Source organism: Streptomyces curacoi, from assembly GCF_001513975.1.
GTDB classification, from domain to species: Bacteria; Actinomycetota; Actinomycetes; order Streptomycetales; family Streptomycetaceae; genus Streptomyces; species Streptomyces curacoi.
This window is the reverse complement of record NZ_KQ947989.1, coordinates 383,752-402,012: the sequence shown is the minus strand read 5'-3', so window position 1 is coordinate 402,012 and position 18,261 is coordinate 383,752. Positions and strand designations below refer to the sequence as shown.

The 18,261-nt window shown below is 70.2% G+C and carries 13 protein-coding genes; 10 read left to right on the top strand and 3 right to left on the bottom strand.

Features of this window, described 5'->3' with window-relative positions; translation table 11 throughout:
- The first annotated feature begins 110 nt into the window (after positions 1-110).
- Both AQI70_RS21960 and AQI70_RS21955 read left to right on the top strand, forming a co-directional pair.
- Positions 111-1,187, top strand: a complete 1,077-nt coding sequence (locus AQI70_RS21960) for a phosphatidylethanolamine N-methyltransferase family domain-containing protein (protein WP_062152689.1) — start codon at positions 111-113, stop codon at positions 1,185-1,187.
- 60 nt (positions 1,188-1,247) lie between these two features.
- Positions 1,248-1,862: an EXPERA domain-containing protein gene (locus AQI70_RS21955; RefSeq protein ID WP_062152688.1), complete on the top strand. Its 615-nt coding sequence runs from the start codon at positions 1,248-1,250 to the stop codon at positions 1,860-1,862.
- Here AQI70_RS21955 and AQI70_RS21950 read toward each other — a convergent pair.
- Positions 1,759-3,072 (bottom strand): FAD-dependent oxidoreductase, encoded by a 1,314-nt coding sequence (locus AQI70_RS21950; protein WP_062152686.1) that lies wholly within the window; start codon positions 3,070-3,072, stop codon positions 1,759-1,761. The two genes, AQI70_RS21955 and AQI70_RS21950, sit on opposite strands and share 104 nt — an antisense overlap.
- A 164-nt stretch (positions 3,073-3,236) precedes the next feature.
- Here AQI70_RS21950 and AQI70_RS21945 point away from each other — a divergent pair, with 164 nt between their 5' ends.
- From AQI70_RS21945 to AQI70_RS21925, 5 genes are all read left to right on the top strand, one after another.
- Positions 3,237-4,310: an NAD-dependent epimerase/dehydratase family protein gene (locus tag AQI70_RS21945; protein ID WP_159042695.1), complete on the top strand. Its 1,074-nt coding sequence runs from the start codon at positions 3,237-3,239 to the stop codon at positions 4,308-4,310.
- On the top strand, positions 4,307-5,737 hold the full coding sequence (locus AQI70_RS21940; protein ID WP_062152682.1) for a cytochrome P450: 1,431 nt from the start codon (positions 4,307-4,309) through the stop codon (positions 5,735-5,737). Before AQI70_RS21945 ends, AQI70_RS21940 begins: the two co-directional genes overlap by 4 nt.
- On the top strand, positions 5,734-6,936 hold the full coding sequence (locus AQI70_RS21935; protein WP_063801609.1) for a Rieske 2Fe-2S domain-containing protein: 1,203 nt from the start codon (positions 5,734-5,736) through the stop codon (positions 6,934-6,936). The genes AQI70_RS21940 and AQI70_RS21935 overlap by 4 nt, the downstream gene beginning before the upstream one ends.
- Positions 6,842-8,851 carry a prenyltransferase/squalene oxidase repeat-containing protein gene (locus AQI70_RS21930; protein WP_341845961.1) on the top strand — a complete coding sequence of 670 codons (2,010 nt, stop codon included), beginning with the start codon at positions 6,842-6,844 and terminating at the stop codon, positions 8,849-8,851. The genes AQI70_RS21935 and AQI70_RS21930 overlap by 95 nt, the downstream gene beginning before the upstream one ends.
- Before the next feature lie 236 nt (positions 8,852-9,087).
- Positions 9,088-10,458, top strand: coding sequence for an FAD-dependent oxidoreductase (locus AQI70_RS21925; protein WP_062152678.1), 1,371 nt, complete (start codon positions 9,088-9,090; stop codon positions 10,456-10,458).
- 55 nt (positions 10,459-10,513) lie between these two features.
- Here the strand turns inward: AQI70_RS21925 and AQI70_RS21920 are convergent, their stop codons facing one another.
- Entirely contained in the window at positions 10,514-12,103 is a 1,590-nt protein-coding gene (locus AQI70_RS21920; RefSeq protein WP_062152676.1) for an FAD-binding oxidoreductase, read from the bottom strand.
- 279 nt (positions 12,104-12,382) lie between these two features.
- Between AQI70_RS21920 and AQI70_RS21915 the strand changes: the two genes are divergently transcribed.
- Positions 12,383-13,453 (top strand): Rieske 2Fe-2S domain-containing protein, encoded by a 1,071-nt coding sequence (locus tag AQI70_RS21915; RefSeq protein ID WP_079051439.1) that lies wholly within the window; start codon positions 12,383-12,385, stop codon positions 13,451-13,453.
- 164 nt (positions 13,454-13,617) lie between these two features.
- Here AQI70_RS21915 and AQI70_RS21910 read toward each other — a convergent pair whose 3' ends face one another.
- On the bottom strand, positions 13,618-14,298 hold the full coding sequence (locus tag AQI70_RS21910) for a TetR/AcrR family transcriptional regulator (RefSeq protein WP_062152673.1): 681 nt from the start codon (positions 14,296-14,298) through the stop codon (positions 13,618-13,620).
- Positions 14,299-14,369: 71 nt separating this feature from the next.
- On the opposite strand from AQI70_RS21910, the gene AQI70_RS21905 reads away from it, so the two are divergent.
- On the top strand, positions 14,370-15,479 hold the full coding sequence (locus AQI70_RS21905) for an FAD-dependent oxidoreductase (protein ID WP_062152672.1): 1,110 nt from the start codon (positions 14,370-14,372) through the stop codon (positions 15,477-15,479).
- A 238-nt stretch (positions 15,480-15,717) separates the two neighbouring features.
- Positions 15,718-17,934: a prolyl oligopeptidase family serine peptidase gene (locus AQI70_RS21900; protein WP_062152671.1), complete on the top strand. Its 2,217-nt coding sequence runs from the start codon at positions 15,718-15,720 to the stop codon at positions 17,932-17,934.
- Positions 17,935-18,261: the final 327 nt, after the last annotated feature.

Below are 18,261 nucleotides of genomic sequence, written 5' to 3'. Positions count from 1 at the left end.
CCGCGAAGGCGTTCCGGCCGGCCCCGGTCTCCCCGGATGCGGCCGACCGGCGCGTCGAGCGTCCGTTCTCAGGTGATCACCGCGTCGAGGTGTCTGCGAGGTGCGAGATCGTGGTTGCCGTCCTCGGGGAAGGGCTGACCGCCGCCGTGTTCTTCACGGCGTTCATGGTGGTCCTGTTCCTCGGTACACGCTGCCTGCCTGGCCGGTGGGCCGAAGGTGCCCCCCTCGCCGACGGCAGCCGCGAGCGTTACCGGCTCAACGGGATGCTGCTCTTCTCGCTGTGCGTGCTGGCGGTGCTGGTGACCGCGCTGGTCCGGCCGACGGCCCTGGCCTATCCGGTCCGGCACTGGCAGGCGCTGTTCGTGGCCGCCAACGTCTTCAGCCTGATCGCCGCCGTATGGCTGTGGGCGGACGGGAGGCAGCGCCGCGGACCCGGTGCGCGGTCGGCGGCCGTGGACTGCTTCCTGGGGGTGCGGCTCAACCCCAAACTGGCCGGCGTCGATCTGAAGATGTTCGCGTACCGCCCCTCCCTCATCGGGCTGTTCCTGTTCAACGTGTCCTGTGCGGCAGCCCAGGGGCTGGAGCAGGGGTCCTTGAGCCAGCGGATGATCCTCTACCAGGTGATGTTCTTCGTCTACATCGCGAACTTCTTCCAGTTCGAGGAAGGCATGCTCTTCACCTGGGACGTCATGTCCGAGCGCTTCGGCTGGATGCTGGTGTGGGGCGACCTCGTCCTGGTCCCCTTCTTCTACAGCCTGCCGGGACACGTCCTGATCGACGTGTCGGCGCCGCTGGGGGCCGGTCAGGCCCTCCTGTCGACAAGTGCCTTCCTGCTGGGCTTCTGGGTCTTCCGGGGGGCGAACGCGCAGAAGCACCGGTTCCGGCGGAGCGGTGCCACGCACATCTGGGGGCGTCCGGCGCAAACCCTGGAGGGGCGGCTGCTGGTATCCGGCTTCTGGGGCATCGGGCGCAAGCTCAACTACACCGGCGAGTTCCTCGTCTACGCGGCCTGGACCTCGCTCTGCGGAGCCTCGTCGATGCTGCCGTATCTGGTGCTGCTGTGGCTGTCGGCGCTCTTCGTCCACCGCGCGCGCCGCGACGACCGTCGCTGCCGGGCCAAGTACGGCGAACTGTGGGACCGGTACTGCCGGAAGGTCAGATACCGCCTGGTTCCCTTCGTGTACTGAGCCTCTTTGTCCAGTTCTCCTGCCACAGACCACCGGAGCCGACCGGGTGAGGAGCAGCGAATGGGCCGTCGCAGTCCCGAGGACAGGATCACGCTGGGGTTCCTGGCGTTCTCCTTCCTTCTCGCGTTCACTTTGGAGTTGTACTTCGTCCTGCACTTCCAGGACATCGGTGGCCGGCGCGACGTCTTCGCCCGGCTCTTCCAGGTCTACGGAGCGGGGGACAGCGCCTATGCGGGGGAAGGGGACGTGTACTTCCCGTTCGCCCTGGAGACCATCCATCTGACGGTGACCCAGGTGCTGTCGGTGGGCATCACCGTCGGTGTCCTGCGCAACCGGCCCTACCGGTACCCGCTCCAGCTGGCGGTCTCCTCGTACGTCGCCTACTCGGTCGTCCTGTACTTCTGGCGCGCGGTGGTCGGCGGCTACGAGAACATGCCCGAGCGGGGGGCGTGGAACTACTTCATCTTCTATGTGCCGAATCTCCCTTGGCTGCTGGGCAATCTGCTCCTGGCCTGGTACGCGTACCGGGCGATCCTCCGCAGGTTCCGCGGTGAGGCTCAGGACGACGGTGTCACGGCCCGAGAAGGGCCAGGGCGCGGTGCACACCGGCCGGGGACGCCGGGGCCCCCGCCCGCAACTGGGCGATCCATTGCAGCCAGCCGGCGAATCCGGTGAGTTCCCGGGCGACCTCCGTCCACTGGCCGTCGATGACCGCCTTCCGTGCGGACGAGGACAGCGCGCGGGCCAGCACGTGCAGGAACGCGGTGCCGAACGTGTGCCGGCGCAGTTCCGTCATGGCCAGCAGCCGCAGCATGCGGTCCCTTCGCCGCTCGTCTTCACGCCAGACGGTGAACATGGCCTCCCGCAGCGCCCGGGTGGCGGGGGAGCGGTCGGTGAGAATGCGGTGCAGACAGGCGGCGAGCCGGTCGGAAACCCGGCATGCGGCACTCCGTTCCCTGGCGTAGGCGGCCACGTCGGCTGAGCGGGCAAGGCACTCCCCGTCCAGGAAGGCGGAGGTGAGTCCGGAGGCCGACAGCGGGTGGACGCAGCCGGCGGCATCGCCTACCAGGGCGCGGCGACCGCTGCCGTAGAAGGCGTGGGGCTGGAAGAGGTTGGCTGCCCATTGCACCCGCCCGGCCCGCAGCTGCTCCGCCACGGCCGTACGCAGGCAGGCCGGCAGCGCCTCGGCGTAGCCGTGCCACAGGTAGGAACGCAGCGCCGGGGCTGACGGCCGGCCCGGTGGCACGTCCAGGCAGAGGCGGACCGTGCCGGTGTTGAGGCGGTAGGCGAGTGCGGGGCCCGGACCACCGAGCATGACGTGGCCGTACCGCTCGCGCGGCAGGGCGGCGTCGGGGAGCAGCAATCCGGCCGTGTACGAGAAGGGGGTACGGTCCGCCCGCTCGGCGCGGAGCGCGGCGCGGATCACGGACGCGCGGCCGTCGGCGCCTACGACCAGTTCCCCGTGCACGGAACCGCGGGAGGTGCGCACCAGGCCGGACGCCTCGGCGGTCAGGACGCGTACGTCCGTGCGCAGCTCGACGGCGGGGTGGTCGGCCACGGCCCGGCGCAGCAGCGCGGTCAGCTCGGCGTGCGGCAGGCTCACCGCCTCGCCCGCCGAGAAGGGCAGGGCGATCGGTGCACTGCCGTCCCCGGGGTGCATGACGAAACCGCGTTTGGCCGTTCCGGGCCCGTCCCGGTGCACGTCCACGCCGAGCAGACGCAGTGCGGCCACACCGGCGGGCTGGATCCACTCTCCGGCCAGGCGGTGGACCGGAGCCCGTCGGGCTTCCAGGAGCAGCACCCGGACTCCCCGGCGGGCGAAGGACAGAGCGCAGGCACAACCGGCCGGTCCCGCGCCCACGACGACGACATCGGCGGAGTCCACCGTGTCTCCTCTCTTTTTCGGCCGGGGCGGACGGTCTCGTCCGATCAGCCGGGCAGCAGGCGAGTCGTCAGGGCAACGAGGGAACCACTAGCGCATTATGTTCATCCGCATTCCTTTTCAGCTAATTAGTCACTCATGCCTGAAAGATCATAAGGGGACGGCCCGTGCTACTGGTGACAGGAGGCAGCGGACACCTCGGCGCCAATCTCGTGCGAAGGCTGCTCGATGACGGTGAGGAGGTGAGAGTGCTGATCTCCGGTGAGCGCTCCACGCAGCCGGAGGCCCTGGAAGGGCTCGCCGTCCAGCGGGTCTTCGGCGACCTGCGCGACCCGGCCGCGACCGACCGGGCGGTGGCCGGCTGCGACCGCGTCTACCACTGTGCCGCGCAGGTCTCCACGACCTCCGGTGGCAAGCGGGACATCTACCGGACCAACGTCCTGGGCACGCGCCACGTGTTGGACGCCGCCAGGCGTCACGAGGTCGCTCGGGTGGTGGTCACCGGGTCGTTCAGCGCCACGGGCGAAACGGCCTTCGGCCGCCCCAGCACCGAGGACATGCCGTTCTACCCGTTCGCGAGGCACACGCCCTACACCGTGAGCAAGGTTTTGGTGGAGCACGAGTGCCTGCGTGCCGCTGCCTCGGGCCTGGACGTGGTGATCGCCGCCTCGACCGCGATCATCGGGCCGCACGACTACCGGCCGTCGCGGATGGGGCGGGTGCTGCTCGACTTCGCCGAGGGCCGGTTGCGTGCCTATGTGCCGGGCGGTTTCGAGTTCGTCTCCGCCCAGGACGTCGTGGAGGGGCATGTCCTGGCCATGCGGCACGGCAGGGCCGGGCGCAAGTACCTGCTGTCCACGGAGTTCCGGACGGTCGACGAGATGATGGATCTCTACAGCGCCGTCTGCGGTCGGCCCCGGCCGTCGCTGCGGGTGCCCGGTGCGGTGATGGCCGGGGTCGCGGAACTGGTCCAGCCCCTGCGCGCCGTACTGACTCCGCACCGGCCGGGCCGCTTCACGCCGGCGGCCGTGCGGTTCCTGCGCTCGCAGCGGCGGGCCGACTGCTCACGGGCCGCCGACGAACTGGGATACCGGCCCACCAGCATCGCCACGGCCGTGGAGCAGGCGTACGACTGTTTCGTGCGCCGCCGTCTGATCAGCGGGGGGCGGCGGATCGCGGTCACGTCCCGAAGCGGCAGGCAGGCGGCCGCCGCGCAGTCGGTCGCGGCGAGCGCCCGGTGACCGGGCTCGTCCGCGGGCCATCGGTGGACCGGCCGGAGGCGCCGCCTCGGCTCGGCGGCTTTCGCCTGCCCTGGGTGGGGCACGCCCTCCCGTTCGGTCACAACCCGGTCGACTTCCTGCGCCGCGCCCGCCGCCGGGCGGGTGACGTCTTCGCCTTCACCCTGCTGGGGCAGCCCGTGGTCTTCCTGTGCGGCCCGGCCGCGCAGGAGGCGGTCTTCCGCGCCGACGAGGCGGTGCTCAGTCCCCGGGAGGCGTACCGCTTCATGACGCCGGTTTTCGGCCGGGGGGTCGCCTACGACGCCGAGCCGGAGGAGATGGACCGTCAGATCGGCCATCTGCTGCCTGCTCTCACCTCGCGTCGGCTGGCTGCTCACGCACAGGTCATGGAAGACGAGACGGAGGCGTATTTCGGTTCCTGGGGCGAGAGCGGTACGGCCGACCTCGTCGCGACGATGAACGAACTGACCGTCAGGATCGCCACCCGCTGTCTGCTCGGCCCCGAGGTCAGCCGCCGCCTGGGCCCGGACCTGCCGGGCCTGTACCGGGACCTGGAGTCCGGGATCCGGCTGGCCGGGCTGCTGAACCCCGGTCTGCCGCTGCCCGCGTTCCGGCGCCGGGACCGGGCACGCGCCGCCATCGGCCGCGCGCTCGCCGAGGTCATCGCCGAACGCCGTGCCGCGGGAAGGCTCTCCGGCGCCACGCGCGGCGAGGAGCCCGAGGACATGCTGGCCACCCTTCTCTCGGCCCGCACCCCGGACGGGGATCCACTGCCCGATGAGACCATCACCGGCCTGCTGATCGGCATGATCTTCGCCGGTCAGCACACGAGTGCCGTCCTCGCGGCCTGGACCGGCGTGCTGCTGCTCTCTCACCCCGGCCATCTGCCCCCACTCCTCGCGGAGCAACGGGAGACCGTCGGCGCGGGTGGCCCGCTCACGGTGCCGCTGTTGCGCCGTATGGAACGCCTGGAGTGGTGCGTCCGGGAGGCCGAGCGCCTGCACCCGCCGCTGGTCGTGCTGATCCGCAAGGCACTGCGGGACTTCCGGTACGGCCGGCATGTGGTCCCCGCCGGAACCCTGGTCATGATCTCCCCGGCTGTCTCGCACCGGCTTCCGGAAGTCTTCCGCGACCCCGATCTGTACGACCCCGGCCGGTACGCGCCCGGCCGGGAGGAGCACACGGTGCCCTACGCCCTGATCGGGTTCGGCGGCGGGAAGCACCGGTGTGTGGGCATGGCGTTCGCCTATCAGCAGGTGAAGGCCATCTGGAGCGTGCTGCTGCGCCGCTACGAGCTGGGGCTGGGCGCGGGGCCGCACCCGCCCGACTACTCGACGTTCGTGCCGGCTCCCCGGTCCCCCTGTCTGATCCGTTACCGCAGATGTCCCGCCCTGGACCGCCCCGGCCGTACCGCGGAGGCCTTCTCTTGAGCTCCGACCGACCGACCACACCTGCCGGACGGCCCGCCGCCGGCCCCCCGGACTTCGCCGATGCCCGCAACAAGCGGCAGAAGGCCCGTGCCGCGGGCCTGGACCCCGACTACTGGTACGCCGTCGAGTACGAGCACGCGGTGACGCCCGGTCAGGTGGTCGGGACCCGTTTCTGGGGACGCGACATCGCCCTGTACCGGGGCGAGGACGGCACGCTGCGGGCGCTGGAGGACCGCTGCGCGCACCGCCAACTCGCCCTGAGCCGCGGGCAGGTCGAGGGCTGCCACCTGACGTGCATGTATCACGGCTGGAGCTACGACGGCACCGGCAGAGTCGTGCACTACGCCCACGACCTGTTCGGGCGTGCCCAGCCCGAGGTCAAGGTGCGCAGCTATCCGGTGACCGCCCGCCACGGCCTGATCTGGCTCTTCCCCGGTGACCCGACGCTGGCGCAGGGACGGCGCATCCCTGATATTCCGGAGCTGGACGGACCGCGGCCCTGGGCGCGGATCGACGCCGACTACACCTGGCGGGCGCACCACTCGATGATCATCGACAACGTCAGCGACTTCACCCACGCCTATCTGCACCGCAAGTACCGACCCTTCTGGGACGCCCGGTTGACGCACTGCGAGACAGTGGGGGACACCGTACGGCTCAGTTACGACACGGTGATCGGCGGCGGGCGTCTGACCGGGCGTTTCGTGGACCGGCGTCGGGTGGACACCACGAGCATCGACCTCGCGTACGAGTATCCCTACCAGCGGTCGGACACCGGAGGCGCCATCAAGCACTGGTGTTTCGTGCTGCCCATGGACCGGACGACCACGCGGGTCTTCTTCCTCTTCTACTTCGACGCGCTGAAGATCCCCGGCACCCGGGCGCGCGTGCCCCGGCCGCTGATGGGGCCGCTGATGAAAGCCGCCGCAGTTCTCGCCGTCCGCCCGCTGCTGCGCCAGGACGGCACCGCGGTGGAAGCGGAACAAGAAGGCTACGAACGGAACTTCGCCTCTCCCCTTGTCGAGCTGAACCCCGCCGTGCACCTCTTCCAGGACCTCACCATCCGCAAGTGGGAGCAGTACCTTGAGCGAGAGAAAGCCACCAGTGTCCGTCGGAGATCCAGTGGCGCCGGAGGATCTTCCGCACCCCCCGCGCCCGCCGGCCCTCTCGCCCCGGACGGCGTACCGCCGCGCGGCTGACCGGCTGGTCTCCGAACAGCGGCCGGACGGCTGCTGGGAGGGCGAAATGGTGTGGAACACCATGATCCTCTCCCAGTACGTCATCGTCTGCGCCGTCACCGGCAATCCGCCGCGGCAGCACGAACGCGAGGCGATGATCCGGCACTACCGCGCCACGGTGACCGGCAAGGGCGGCTGGGGCCCGCACTCGGAGTCGTCACATCCCTCCCTCTACTGCACGGTGCTCGCGAGTGTCGCGTTGCGTCTGCTGGGCGTACCCGCCGACGACCCGCTGTGCCGCGGCGCCGCCGAGTGGATGCGTACCCTGCCCGGCGGCCCCCGCGCGGTGCCGACCTGGGGCAAGTTCTGGCTGGCGCTGGCCGGACTGTACGACTACCGGGGCGTGAATCCCGTTCCGCCCGAGATGTTCCTGCTGCCGCGCTGGGTGCCGGTGCATCCGAACCGGTTCTACTGCCACACCCGTTCCGTCTACCAGGCCATGGCCTACCTCTACGGCGCCCGTTTCCAGGCCGACCTGGGCCCGCTGGGTGCCCAGCTGCGGCACGAACTGTTCGGCTCGGACACGCTGCCGCGCGAGCGGCGTTGCGCCGGCACGGACATCCACCGTCCGGCAGGACCCCTGCTGCACGCGGTCAACGCGATGCTCTCCGGCTACGAGCTGCGGCCCGCTCCGCTGCTGCGCCGACGCGCCCTCAACCGATGCCTGCGGCGAGTGGAGCACGAACAGCTGGTGACCGGCGAACTGGGGCTCTCGCCCGTCAACGCGCTGCTCAACGTGCTGGTGCTGCATGCGGCGCGGCCGGGATCCGCAGCCGTCGCCCGGGCACTGGCCGCCCAGGCGTACTGGCGCTGGACCGACGAGGCGGAGGGCACCCGCTACGCGGGGGCCCGTTCCCAGACCTGGGACACAGGATTCGCGGTGGAAGCGCTCCTCGCCGGCCAGGCCGGGCACGAGCCGGAACCGGCCGTCGCCGACGCGGTGCGCCGGGCAGCCGCCTTCCTGCGCGGCGCGCAGGTCACCGAGGAGATCCCCCAGCCGACGGTCACGGCGCGCTCGCCCGCCCTCGGCGGCTGGTGCTTCTCCGAGGGCGGGCACCGCTGGCCGGTCAGCGACTGCACGGCAGAGGCCCTCGCCGCGCTGGCCCATGCCGCCCGGGCCGTGCCCGGGGCCGGGGGCCTGCCGGACGAGAACCTGCGCCATGCGGTGCGCTTCCTGCTGGAGCGGCAGAACCGTGACGGGGGATTCGGCACCTACGAGCGCCGGCGCGGCGGCCGGTGGCTGGAGGCGCTCAACCCCTCGGAAATGTTCTCGGACTGCATGGTCGAGGGCTCCTATGTGGAGTGCACCGCCTCCGCACTGACTGCCTTCGCCGCGCTGCCCGCGCATGCCCTGGGCCCGCTCTCGTCCGCCGTGGACCGTTCCTGCCGGCGCGCTGTCGCGTTTCTGCTGCGCCGTCAGGAGGCGGACGGCTCGTGGCCCGCCGCCTGGGGCGTCAACAGGATCTACGGCACCTGGTTCGCCGTCCGGGGGCTGCGCGCCGCGGGACTGCCCGCCGATCATCCCCGGCTGCGGCGGGCCGCCGGCTGGCTGCGCGCCGTGCAGCGGGCCGACGGCGGCTGGGGCGAACACCATCGCGGCTGCACCGAGAACCGGTACGCCGAGCACGTACGCAGCCAGCCGGTGTCGACCGCCTGGTCCCTGCTCGCGCTGCTGGACACCGGCGGTCCGAAGGACCCGGTCGTGGTCCGTGGCGTGGACTGGCTGTGCCGAGCCCAGCGTCCAGACGGCACATGGGAGCAGACGTCGGTGAACGGCGTGTTCTTCGGCACGGGCCTGCTCGACTACCGGCTCTACGCCCGGTACTTCCCGCTCTGGGCGCTGGGGCGTTGGCTCGACGCCCGGGAGGCGTCATAGACACCGTCCGCCCGGCGGGCAAGGCCGACGGCAAGCTGGTCCCGCTCGGTGCCGCAGCGCCCCGCAGTGCCCGCATGTGCCGCTGCCGACCTGGTCTGCGTCCGCTCGTACCGGCAGACGAAGGAAGCCCGCTGCGCGACAACTGAAGGAGCCCTTCCCACACCCGCCACGAAACGCATGACCGGAACGGCGACGCGCCGACACATCGTCCTTGCACGAGAAAGGCAGACGGAACAGTGACGAAACCGCTGCGGGTGTGCGTGGTCGGTGCCGGAATGGCCGGGCTCGGCGCGGCCTGGGCACTGGACCGGCACCCCGAGAAGTTCACTGTGCACGTGTTCGAGGCCAAGGGGCGCCTGGGAGGCAACGGCTGCACCGTCGACCTGCCGATGGAGGACGGGTCACATCTGCCGGTCGACATGGCCGTGACCTCCTTCATCCCGGCCGTGTATCACAACTTCGCCGCGCTGCTGCGATGGTGCGGCATCGAGGCCGTGCCCACCCGTTTCTCCTACGCCGTGGAGTACCAGGGCAGCGAGTACGCACACGACACGGACAGCACCCTGAAGCGCCGCTACCGCCGGGATCTCGATGCCTTCCTGCGCATGCTGCGGGTGCTCAGGGCCTGGAACACCCTCAGCAAGCGTCCGTCCCGAGCGGCCACCGCGGCCAATCCCTTCCAGTACGTCAGCGTGCGCCGGGTGCTCGACTGGTGGGGCATCTCCACCGGATTCCGCTACGCGATCCTCAAGCCGATCAGCGTCAACTTCGTACTGGCCACCGACATCTTCGAGATGCCCGCCGCACTGTTCTGCCGCTACTTCGACTTCTTCGACATCGAGGCGTCCACGCCGATGATGACCTGGCAGGGAGGCACGCGCGAGATCTACCGGAAGATGACCGCCGGCTTCCAGGACCGGGTGCACCTGGACAGACCGGTGACCGCGGTACTGCGCGACGAACACGGCGTGACGATCCGCGACGCCGCCGGCTGCGAGGAGCGGTTCGACACGGTCGTGATGGCCTGCAACGCCAACCAGTCGCTTCTGGCGCTGGACCGTCCCTCGGCCTGGGAACGGGCGCTGCTGGGCAGGGTCCGCTACAACAGCGAGCTGCACAACCACGCGGTGGTGCACGGCGATACATCCGTGCTCCCGGCCGACGCCGCCGACGAGATGCTGGCGACCCGCTCCAACTTCATCCGCCAGTACGGGACCCGCCCGGACAACTACGAGATCACCTACCTGATGCACAACCAGCAGCCCTGGATCCGGGAGGCAGGCCGTCACTGTCTGGTCACCTACAACCCGGAGCGCCCCGTCGACCCGGACACCGTGGTGGCCCGGGAGTGGTTCCAGCATGTGGCCTACGACGTGCGGCACATGAATGCCCTCATGCCCCTGTTCCCCCGCCTCCAGGGCAGACGGCGCACGTGGTACTGCGGAGCACACACATTGGTCAACAGCCAGGAACTGGCGCTCGTCTCAGGGCTGAGCGTCGCCCGCCAACTGGGGGCGGAGTTCCCCTTCCCCGACGATCAGGAGGCACGGACCTGGTTCAACTTCTACGGCCGGGTGGTGCAGGGGCGTGCCTTCCGCCGAGTGTGAGGGCCCGGTATCGGTACCGGCCCCTTCGCCGTCGGCATGTACCAGGAATACGGCATCACTTGCCGGGCGCCATGGCCCAGCCGGAGGTGATCTTCTCGTAGGCATCCACGAAGACGCCCTCGCCGCCGTAGGCGTGCCGTACCCGGTCGTACAGTCGGCAGTCGAACATCGCGCGGTACTCCTCGCGCGTGAGCTCGGACAGTACGTACGGCGCCTGGAATCCGTCGTGTCCGCCCACCCATGCCTCGAACCGGCGGGTGGCCTCCCGCTGATCCCACGGCTCTCCCCGCCGTACCGGACCTGGCACGTCATGGATCACGGCGACGTCCATGAACAGCATCCCCTGCCCGGGGGCGACGTCGGGGCCCGGGCCCACCAGACCCGGTGGCTCGCGACGGGTCAGTCGTGCGGGACAGATCCACAGCTTGTCCACCTCGAAGACCTCGTGACAGTGCCGGACCAGGCCCTCCAGATGGCGCGCGGGCACAAGCGCCTCCTGCGCGACCGTGTGGCGGCGCCTCCGATCAGTGTCGATGAGCTTGAGGAACTCGATACTCGGACACATCAGCCAGCCGAACGGCAGGCGGAACAGCGGATGGTTGCCGAACGGGACCAGCAGCTCGCCGGCCCAGAACAGGCTCCGGCTGTGACGGTGGTAGTACTGCCTCAACGGGACGTACTCGACGCGGCCGCCGGCCCGCGCGCAGTCTCGCGCGTAGGCGTGGAACCACGGCTTGTTCCAGCGGCAGACGCGGTTTTGTCGCCCTGTGGGGCGGTCGGTGAATTCCCCGGTCACGACCACGCCCTCATCGGGCCCGTAGACGAAACCCTCGACGAACGCGGGACCGTCTGCCCGGTCGGCGAGGCGGGTGATGTCCCGGCACATGTCCGACAGGTCGGCCACCGGGTGGTACCGCACCTCGACCCATGCGGCGGCCGGGACGATACGGAGCTCGACCGCGAGCACGAACCCGAGGGATCCCATGCTCCAGGGCAGTGCGTGGAAGAGATCGGTGTGTTCCGTGGCGGAGGCCCGGACCACCTCGCCCGTCCCCAGCAGCACCTCGTAGCTCTCCACGGTGTCGGCGAAGAGGCCGTGCCGGTGGGATGAGGTCTCGATGCCGAAACCCATGGTCAGGCCGCCCACCGTGAGGGCTTCGAGTTCCGGCACCACCGGCAGGGTCCAGCCCCGGCGAACGAGGTGACGGACGAGCCGTCCCATGGTGACGCCGGGCTCCACACGGATGACCCGGCGCTCGGTGTCCAGCTCCAGGATGGCGTCGAGGCCCAGTCCGACGGGGCGGGCCCTCCGCTTGTAGGAGTGTTCACGGGGAACCGACACCGACTGCCACTCCTTGGTGCCGGTGCACAGCGGCCCCGCCCGCTCACCGGCGAGTCGCCGTACGGTCGTCTGCAGCCTCGCGATCCGCTCCTCGTGCGGCGTGCGGCGGCGCAGGACCCGACGGCAGGCGGCGTACGTGGAGCGCGCGAGGGAGAACGCCTTGCCCACGGGCAGGAGCAACGGAACCAGGACGCTGAAGCCGTGGCGCACCAGCGTGCTGGGCAGCCGGGTGCCGGTCGACGTATCCGGGGGAACGGGCGGAGTGGGTGTGTCGCGGACGGAGGGTTCGGGGGTCCCGGTCACAGGCGATTCCTTCCACCAGTCGAGTTGCCCGGCCGTAGGCAGGCCGGTCGCCGGGCGGATCCCCGGAGAAGCAACGCACGCCATTCTTCCGTTTCCGTTTCCCCGGATTTCTTCGGTTGCTGACGATGAGTAAGCCGACCGGGCTACTGTCCGCTCATCGCTTTCCGCGTCTGGGACCGCGTCTGCCAGAGTGGGCAGTGTTTGTCGGGACCGGGGAGGCCGGGGCCCTGGGTGATACGGCCGGCGTCCGGGTGATATGTGTAGAAGGGATGACGTCCCATGGCGCGATGGCATCGGCACTCCCGCAGTCAGAATCCGAAGCGGCCCTATGGCGATGGGAATGCGCCTCTTCCATATCCCACAGGATGGTTCATGCTCGCTCCGTCGCGAGACGTGAGACCCGGCGCGGTTCTGACGTTGAGACTGATGGGCGAGGACGTCGTCGTCTACCGGACGCAAAGCGGTCGATTGAACGTCGTGAGGCCGTATTGCCCGCATCTCGGCACCCATCTGGGCTGCGGGGGATGGGTGGACGGCGAGAACATCGTCTGCCCGTTCCACCGGTTCGCCTTCGACCTCGACGGTGCGGTCGCACGGGTGGGTCCCGGCTATACAGGGCAACCCGTGCGGGACAAACTCCTCTTGCTGCCGTCGGAAGAAGTCAATGGAGGGATCTACGTCTGGGTGGGAGCAGACGCCGGCGAGGCGCCTCACTGGCGGATCCCGCCCGTGCTGGAAGCAACGGGAATGAAGTTCGCCCGTATCCAAGTGGGGACCCATCCCCAGGAAATCTCCGAGAACGGCGTGGATCTGCGCCATCAGCAGGCCCTGCATGCTTTCGCCGAGGCCGAGTGCGTCGGTGAGCCCGTCCTGGACCGGCACCGGTACTCGTACACAATGCACCTGACCCAGGCGACTCCCTTTGGGAGGGTCCTCGCTGAGGGAGCGATTTCCTTCTACGGTCTGGGTTTCTACCATTTGGTGTTCCGTGTGCCGCAGTACCGTCTGCAGCACGACATCGCGGTCGGCATCCGCGCCCTGGCGCCGTGGCAATCGGAGATGTTGGTCGGAACCAGAGTGACAGTGGACGCGGCCCGACCGCCGCTGAGTCGGCTCCCGAGGACGGTGACCGATGCACTGTCAGAGGCCGCCTCCGGACTGGGACTTGCCTCGGCCAAGCGACTTCTGACTCAGGACGTGCCCATTTGGCATGGCAAGCGGTACATCAATCCGCCCAGAATCGCGCGGGGTGACGGCCCGATCGGGGGGTTCCGCAAGTGGGCCGAACAGTTCTACCCGGCCCAGGGCTCTCCCGGGCCCGAAGCCATGGAGACCGGCTGCCGGGACTGAACTCGCGGTGGCGTGGAGACTGACGGCTCCGGCCCGTGCGGCACCACCGGGGCGCGCGGTACGGCGCGAGCCGGCGGCCGGGTGCGAAGAGACGGCGCGCGCCGAGTGCGAAGCACCAAAAACGACAGCCGCGCCCACCACAAGGGGGTCCGGTCAGCCGTGTGTCACCTTGAGATGCGGGCTTCGATGCCGTCGAGCAGGAAGTCGAGGCCGATCCGGAAGGTGTGGTCGGCGTCCAGGTGGGCGGCGTCGCGCACTACCGTGGCCAGCGCGGGGAATCGGCCGGTGGCGAAGGTGCGTTCCAGATAGGGCCCGAGTGAGGCCTGCCAACGCTTCTCGTCCATCCCGGTGGCCCGCTCGGCACGCCGCTCGGCGATCTCCCGGCGCACCGCGCCGATCACGTACGCCTCGACCGCGGTGACCACCGGCATGATGTCGTCCACGTCGACGCCGTCCAGCGCGGCCACGACGGCCTCCCCCCTGGCCAGCGCGTGCGGCCCGAGCTGCGGTCGTCCACCGAGCAGATCCGCGAGCCATTCGTGCTCGTGAGCGGCCTGCCGGGTGGTCTCGGCAAGAGAGCGCAGCACCTCCCGCCAGTCGTCTCCGACCGGCCGGATCTCGGCGTGGACCGCGTCGACCATCAGGTCGAGCAACTCCTCCTTGCCGGCGATGTAGCTGTACAGCCGCATCGGCCCGACGCCCAGCGCGGTGGCGACCTTGCGCAGCGACACCGCCTCCAGGCCGTCCGCGTCGGCCAACCGGATCGCCGCCCGCACGATCCGCTCCCGGTTCAGCGGGGCCGGCACGGGTCGGTTCGGCGGCTCAGGCCTCTCCCACACCAACATGCCGCCAACAATACATCGCATCGGTCGATACAGTGTATCGACCAGTACGGTGTATCGAAGGAGCGGCAACCATGACCATCGCCATCGTCGGAGCCGGCCTCGGCGGCCTGGCTCTCGCCCGTGTGCTGCACGTGAACGGCATCGACGCCGTCGTGTATGAACGTGAATCGTCGCGCCGCGCGCGCGGTCAGGGCGGCATGCTCGACATCCACTCCGGCCAGCGGGCGCTGCGCGAGGCCGGTCTGATCGACGAGTTCTACGCGATCGCCCGTGGTGAAGGCCAGGACATGCGTCTTCTGGAGCCGGATGGCACCCTGCTGCTCCAGGAGGACACCCCCGACGACGCCCCGCTCGATCGCCCCGAGGTCGACCGCGCCGATCTGCGCGACCTCCTGCTGGACTCCCTCCCCGAAGGCGTGGTGCGCTGGGGGCACGCGTACAAATCCGCCGACAACGGCCTGCTGCACTTCGTCGACGGCAGCAGTGCGACGTATGACCTGCTGGTCGGCGCGGACGGGGCGCACTCCCGGGTCCGCGCACTGCTCACCGACGCCCGCCCGGCGCATATCGGCCAGAACGTCGTCGAGGTCGGCATTCCCGACATCGACCGCACGCACCCCGACCTCGCGGCGATGGTCGGGCGCGGCAACTACTGGGTGCTCGGCAACGGACTATCCCTGGCGGCGCAGCGCAACGGCGACGGCCGCGTGCGCATCGGCCTCAGCTTCTACAACACCCCCGAGGACTGGTTCGCTACCAGCGGGATCCCGTTCGATGACCCGTCCGCCGCCCGGGCGCGGCTGATCGACCTGCTCCACGGCTGGGACTCACGGTTCACCGCGCTGATCGCGGCCTGCGACGACACGATCGTGCCGCGGCCGATCACCACTCTCCCGGTCGGCCTGACCTGGCCGTCGAAGCCAGACGTCACGCTGCTCGGCGATGCCGCGCACCTCATGCCGCCGGTGGGGGAGGGCGCCAACATGGCGCTGCTCGACGGCGCCCTGCTCGGTCTCGCGCTGGCCGCGCACCCGGACGACTTTCCCGCCGCCGTCAAAGAATACGAACGCGAGATGTTCGAACGCACCAGCGCTGCCGCCCGGATGTCCGCGGACATACAGGAGTTGCTGATGTCGCCGGACGCCGCCCAGAAAATGCTCGCATTCTTCCAACCTGGCTGAAGGCAACGAAATACGACCAGGACCCCGGTACGTCCTCGCCGGGCTCACCTGGATGGGTCAGCCCAGGATGTGTTTGTCGAGCAGCGGAAATACGGTCTGAATGAACCCGATCCTGTAAGGAGCGTGCAATGGACGAACTGCCCGGACTGCTCGGCAGTCCTTTCCTTCTCGCGGACGAGATCCTCAGCCTGCCTGAGTGGCGGCAGGAGCTGACGGAGGGCGACAACGACTGACGGCGTTGACCTCCACACAACAGGCGGTGGGTTCCGCCGTGCCGGGGAACCCACCGCTGCCCTTCGCACCCCTGGCCTACCCCGCTGCTTCCCGCCTGCCCGTCGCCGACGAACTGCACGGTGAGCGCGTTCCCGACCCCTACCGGTGGCTGGAGGAGGATGAGGGCGCGGCGTGCGAGCGGTGGCTGACCGAGCAGGATCAGTTGTTCGCCGCGCACGCATCGTCCTGGCCCAGCGGCCGGTACTTCCGTGCGCTGCTGGGTGAGTTGCAGGAGCTGGGCGGGGCGCTGGCGCCGGTCGTGTCGCCGCCGGTATGGCGGGGGGCGCGGCGTTTCTTCCTGCGCCGGGACCAGGGCGCTCAGCTGCCGGTGCTCGTCGCGGCCGACGGCATCGAGGGACACCGGGAGTCCGAACGCGTACTGGTCGATCCCATGGCCCTCGACTCGGCAGGTCTGACTCTCCTGACCTCTTGGCGGCCTTCCTGGACCGGTCGGCTGCTGGCCTGCCAGTTCACGCACCGGGGCAGCGAAAGCCCGGAACTGCGGGTCCTGGACGTGGCCGGCGGCCAGGTGATGGACGGCCCGTTGCGGCCGGGTCGCCCGAGCCCGGTGGCGTGGCTGCCCGACGACAGCGGCTTCTTCTACGTCACCCATGGCAATGCGTCCGGCTCGCGCGGCGTGCGGCTGCACCGCCTGGGCAGCGACCCGGGCGCCGACCCTCTCGTCTTCGACACCACCCACGCGCACCTGTCGGTGGCCATCAGTCCGGACGGCCGATGGCTGACCGTCAGTTCTTCGCCAGGCGCCCAGAGCGGCAACGACCTGCGCCTGGCCGACCTCTCCCATACGGGCCCGGAGTCCCCCGAGCTCCAGCTCATCCACCAGGGCAGCGCAGACTGCACCAGCGCGCTGCTGAGGTTCGGCCCGGACGGGCTGCTCTACGCCGTCACCGACGCCGACGCGCCGTACGGCCGGGTCTGCCTGGTCGATCCGGCCGACCCCCGCCGTCAGGCGTGGTCCACCTTGATCACCCCGGAACCGGACGCGCTGCTGACGGCGTGCACCGCGTTGACCGATCCGGGCAGCGGGCAGTTGCGGCTGCTGGTGGGCACCACGCGCGGCGGCACGGTCCGCCTTGCGGTGCACGACGGGGCCGGCCGCAAGCTGGCCGACGTACCCACGCCCGGCACCGGGCCGGGGACGATCAGCAACCTCAGCACGCCCCCCGGCGACACCGGCCAGGTGTGGTTCACCTACACCGACTTCGTCACTCCGCCGGCCGTCTACCGCTTCTGCGCCCGGCAGGGCCGCTGCTTCCCGGAGCAACCGGCCGACGCCACCGCACCGACGCCCGTGGTGCCGGTGGTCCGGCAGCTCACCTACCACTCCGAGGACGGCACCTCGGTAGGGCTGTACCTGATCGAGCCGCCCGAACCAGCCACCGGTCCGCGGCCCACCATCCTGACCGCCTACGGCGGCTTCGGCGCCCTGGCGGCGCCCGCCTACTCGCCGACCATCATGGCCTGGGTCAGGGCAGGGGGCGTCTACGCCATCGCCGGGATCCGCGGCGGCGGCGAGCACGGCACGGCCTGGCACGCGGCGGGCAGCGGCGTCAACAAGCCGGCCTGCTTCGCCGACTTCGCCGCCGCAGCCCGCCATCTCATCGATGAGGGCGTCACCAGCCCCGATCGCCTGGCCATCAAGGGCGCCTCGCACAGCGGCCTGGTCGTCGCCGTCGCCCTCACCCGCGACCCGCGGCTCTACGCGGCGGCCGTCTGCTCCGACGCCCCCACCGACATGGTCCGCTACCCGCGCTTCGGCCTCGGCCCGCTGTGGGCACCCGAGTTCGGCACCCCCGATGACCCCGACCAGCTGGCGGTGCTGCTGAGTTACTCCCCCTACCACCAGGTGCGGCCCGACACCCACTACCCGGCCGTCCTGCTCACCAGCGCGCGCATCGACCCCCGCGTGGGCGCTGCCCACATGCGCAAGTTCACCGCCGCCCTCCAGCACGCAACCGCATCCAACCGGCCCGTCCTCCTGCGCACCGAAGCCGACGTCGGTCACGGCTACCGCACGGCCTCCCGATGGGCCGACCTCGCAGCCGACACCCTCGCCTTCTGCGCCACCCACACCGGCCTGACACCGGCAGCGGACGAGCCCTGGGCAACGGCACCGCCGGCGAACCCGGTCGTCGACGCGCCCGGGATCCGCTGTGCATGAGCGAGAAGAATCGCAGGCAGGGCGTCGGGGGAGTGGCTGCGCGCCACCCGTTCGCCAGCCATAACCTGTGGTCGCCAGGGTGCCGATTTCTCAGAGATCGGAACGATACTGGAGTCCGTCCGAGGAACTCCTCTGCTCGTGCAGAGGCCGCAGGTTCGCAGGGTCCGGGCTCTGGTCGCCTCCAGAGCCCGGACGCGGACGTGCGAAGCGTCGAGGCGGGTCCGGCCGATCATGTGCCGGTCGGGCCCGCTTCGCGCGAGCCATGGACCAGCCGTCCGGACACCACCGTGTTCATACCTTCACTAGCGCATGAACTCTGCCGCACAT

What these genes read in the sequence shown, in the direction of transcription:
- AQI70_RS21915 (WP_079051439.1), top strand. Translation starts at nt 12,383, where the DNA reads ATGGCGCGATGGCATCGGCACTCCCGCAGTCAGAATCCGAAGCGGCCC.
- AQI70_RS21955 (WP_062152688.1), top strand. Translation starts at nt 1,248, where the DNA reads ATGGGCCGTCGCAGTCCCGAGGACAGGATCACGCTGGGGTTCCTGGCG.
- AQI70_RS21910 (WP_062152673.1), bottom strand. Translation starts at nt 14,298, where the DNA reads ATGTTGGTGTGGGAGAGGCCTGAGCCGCCGAACCGACCCGTGCCGGCC.
- AQI70_RS21905 (WP_062152672.1), top strand. Translation starts at nt 14,370, where the DNA reads ATGACCATCGCCATCGTCGGAGCCGGCCTCGGCGGCCTGGCTCTCGCC.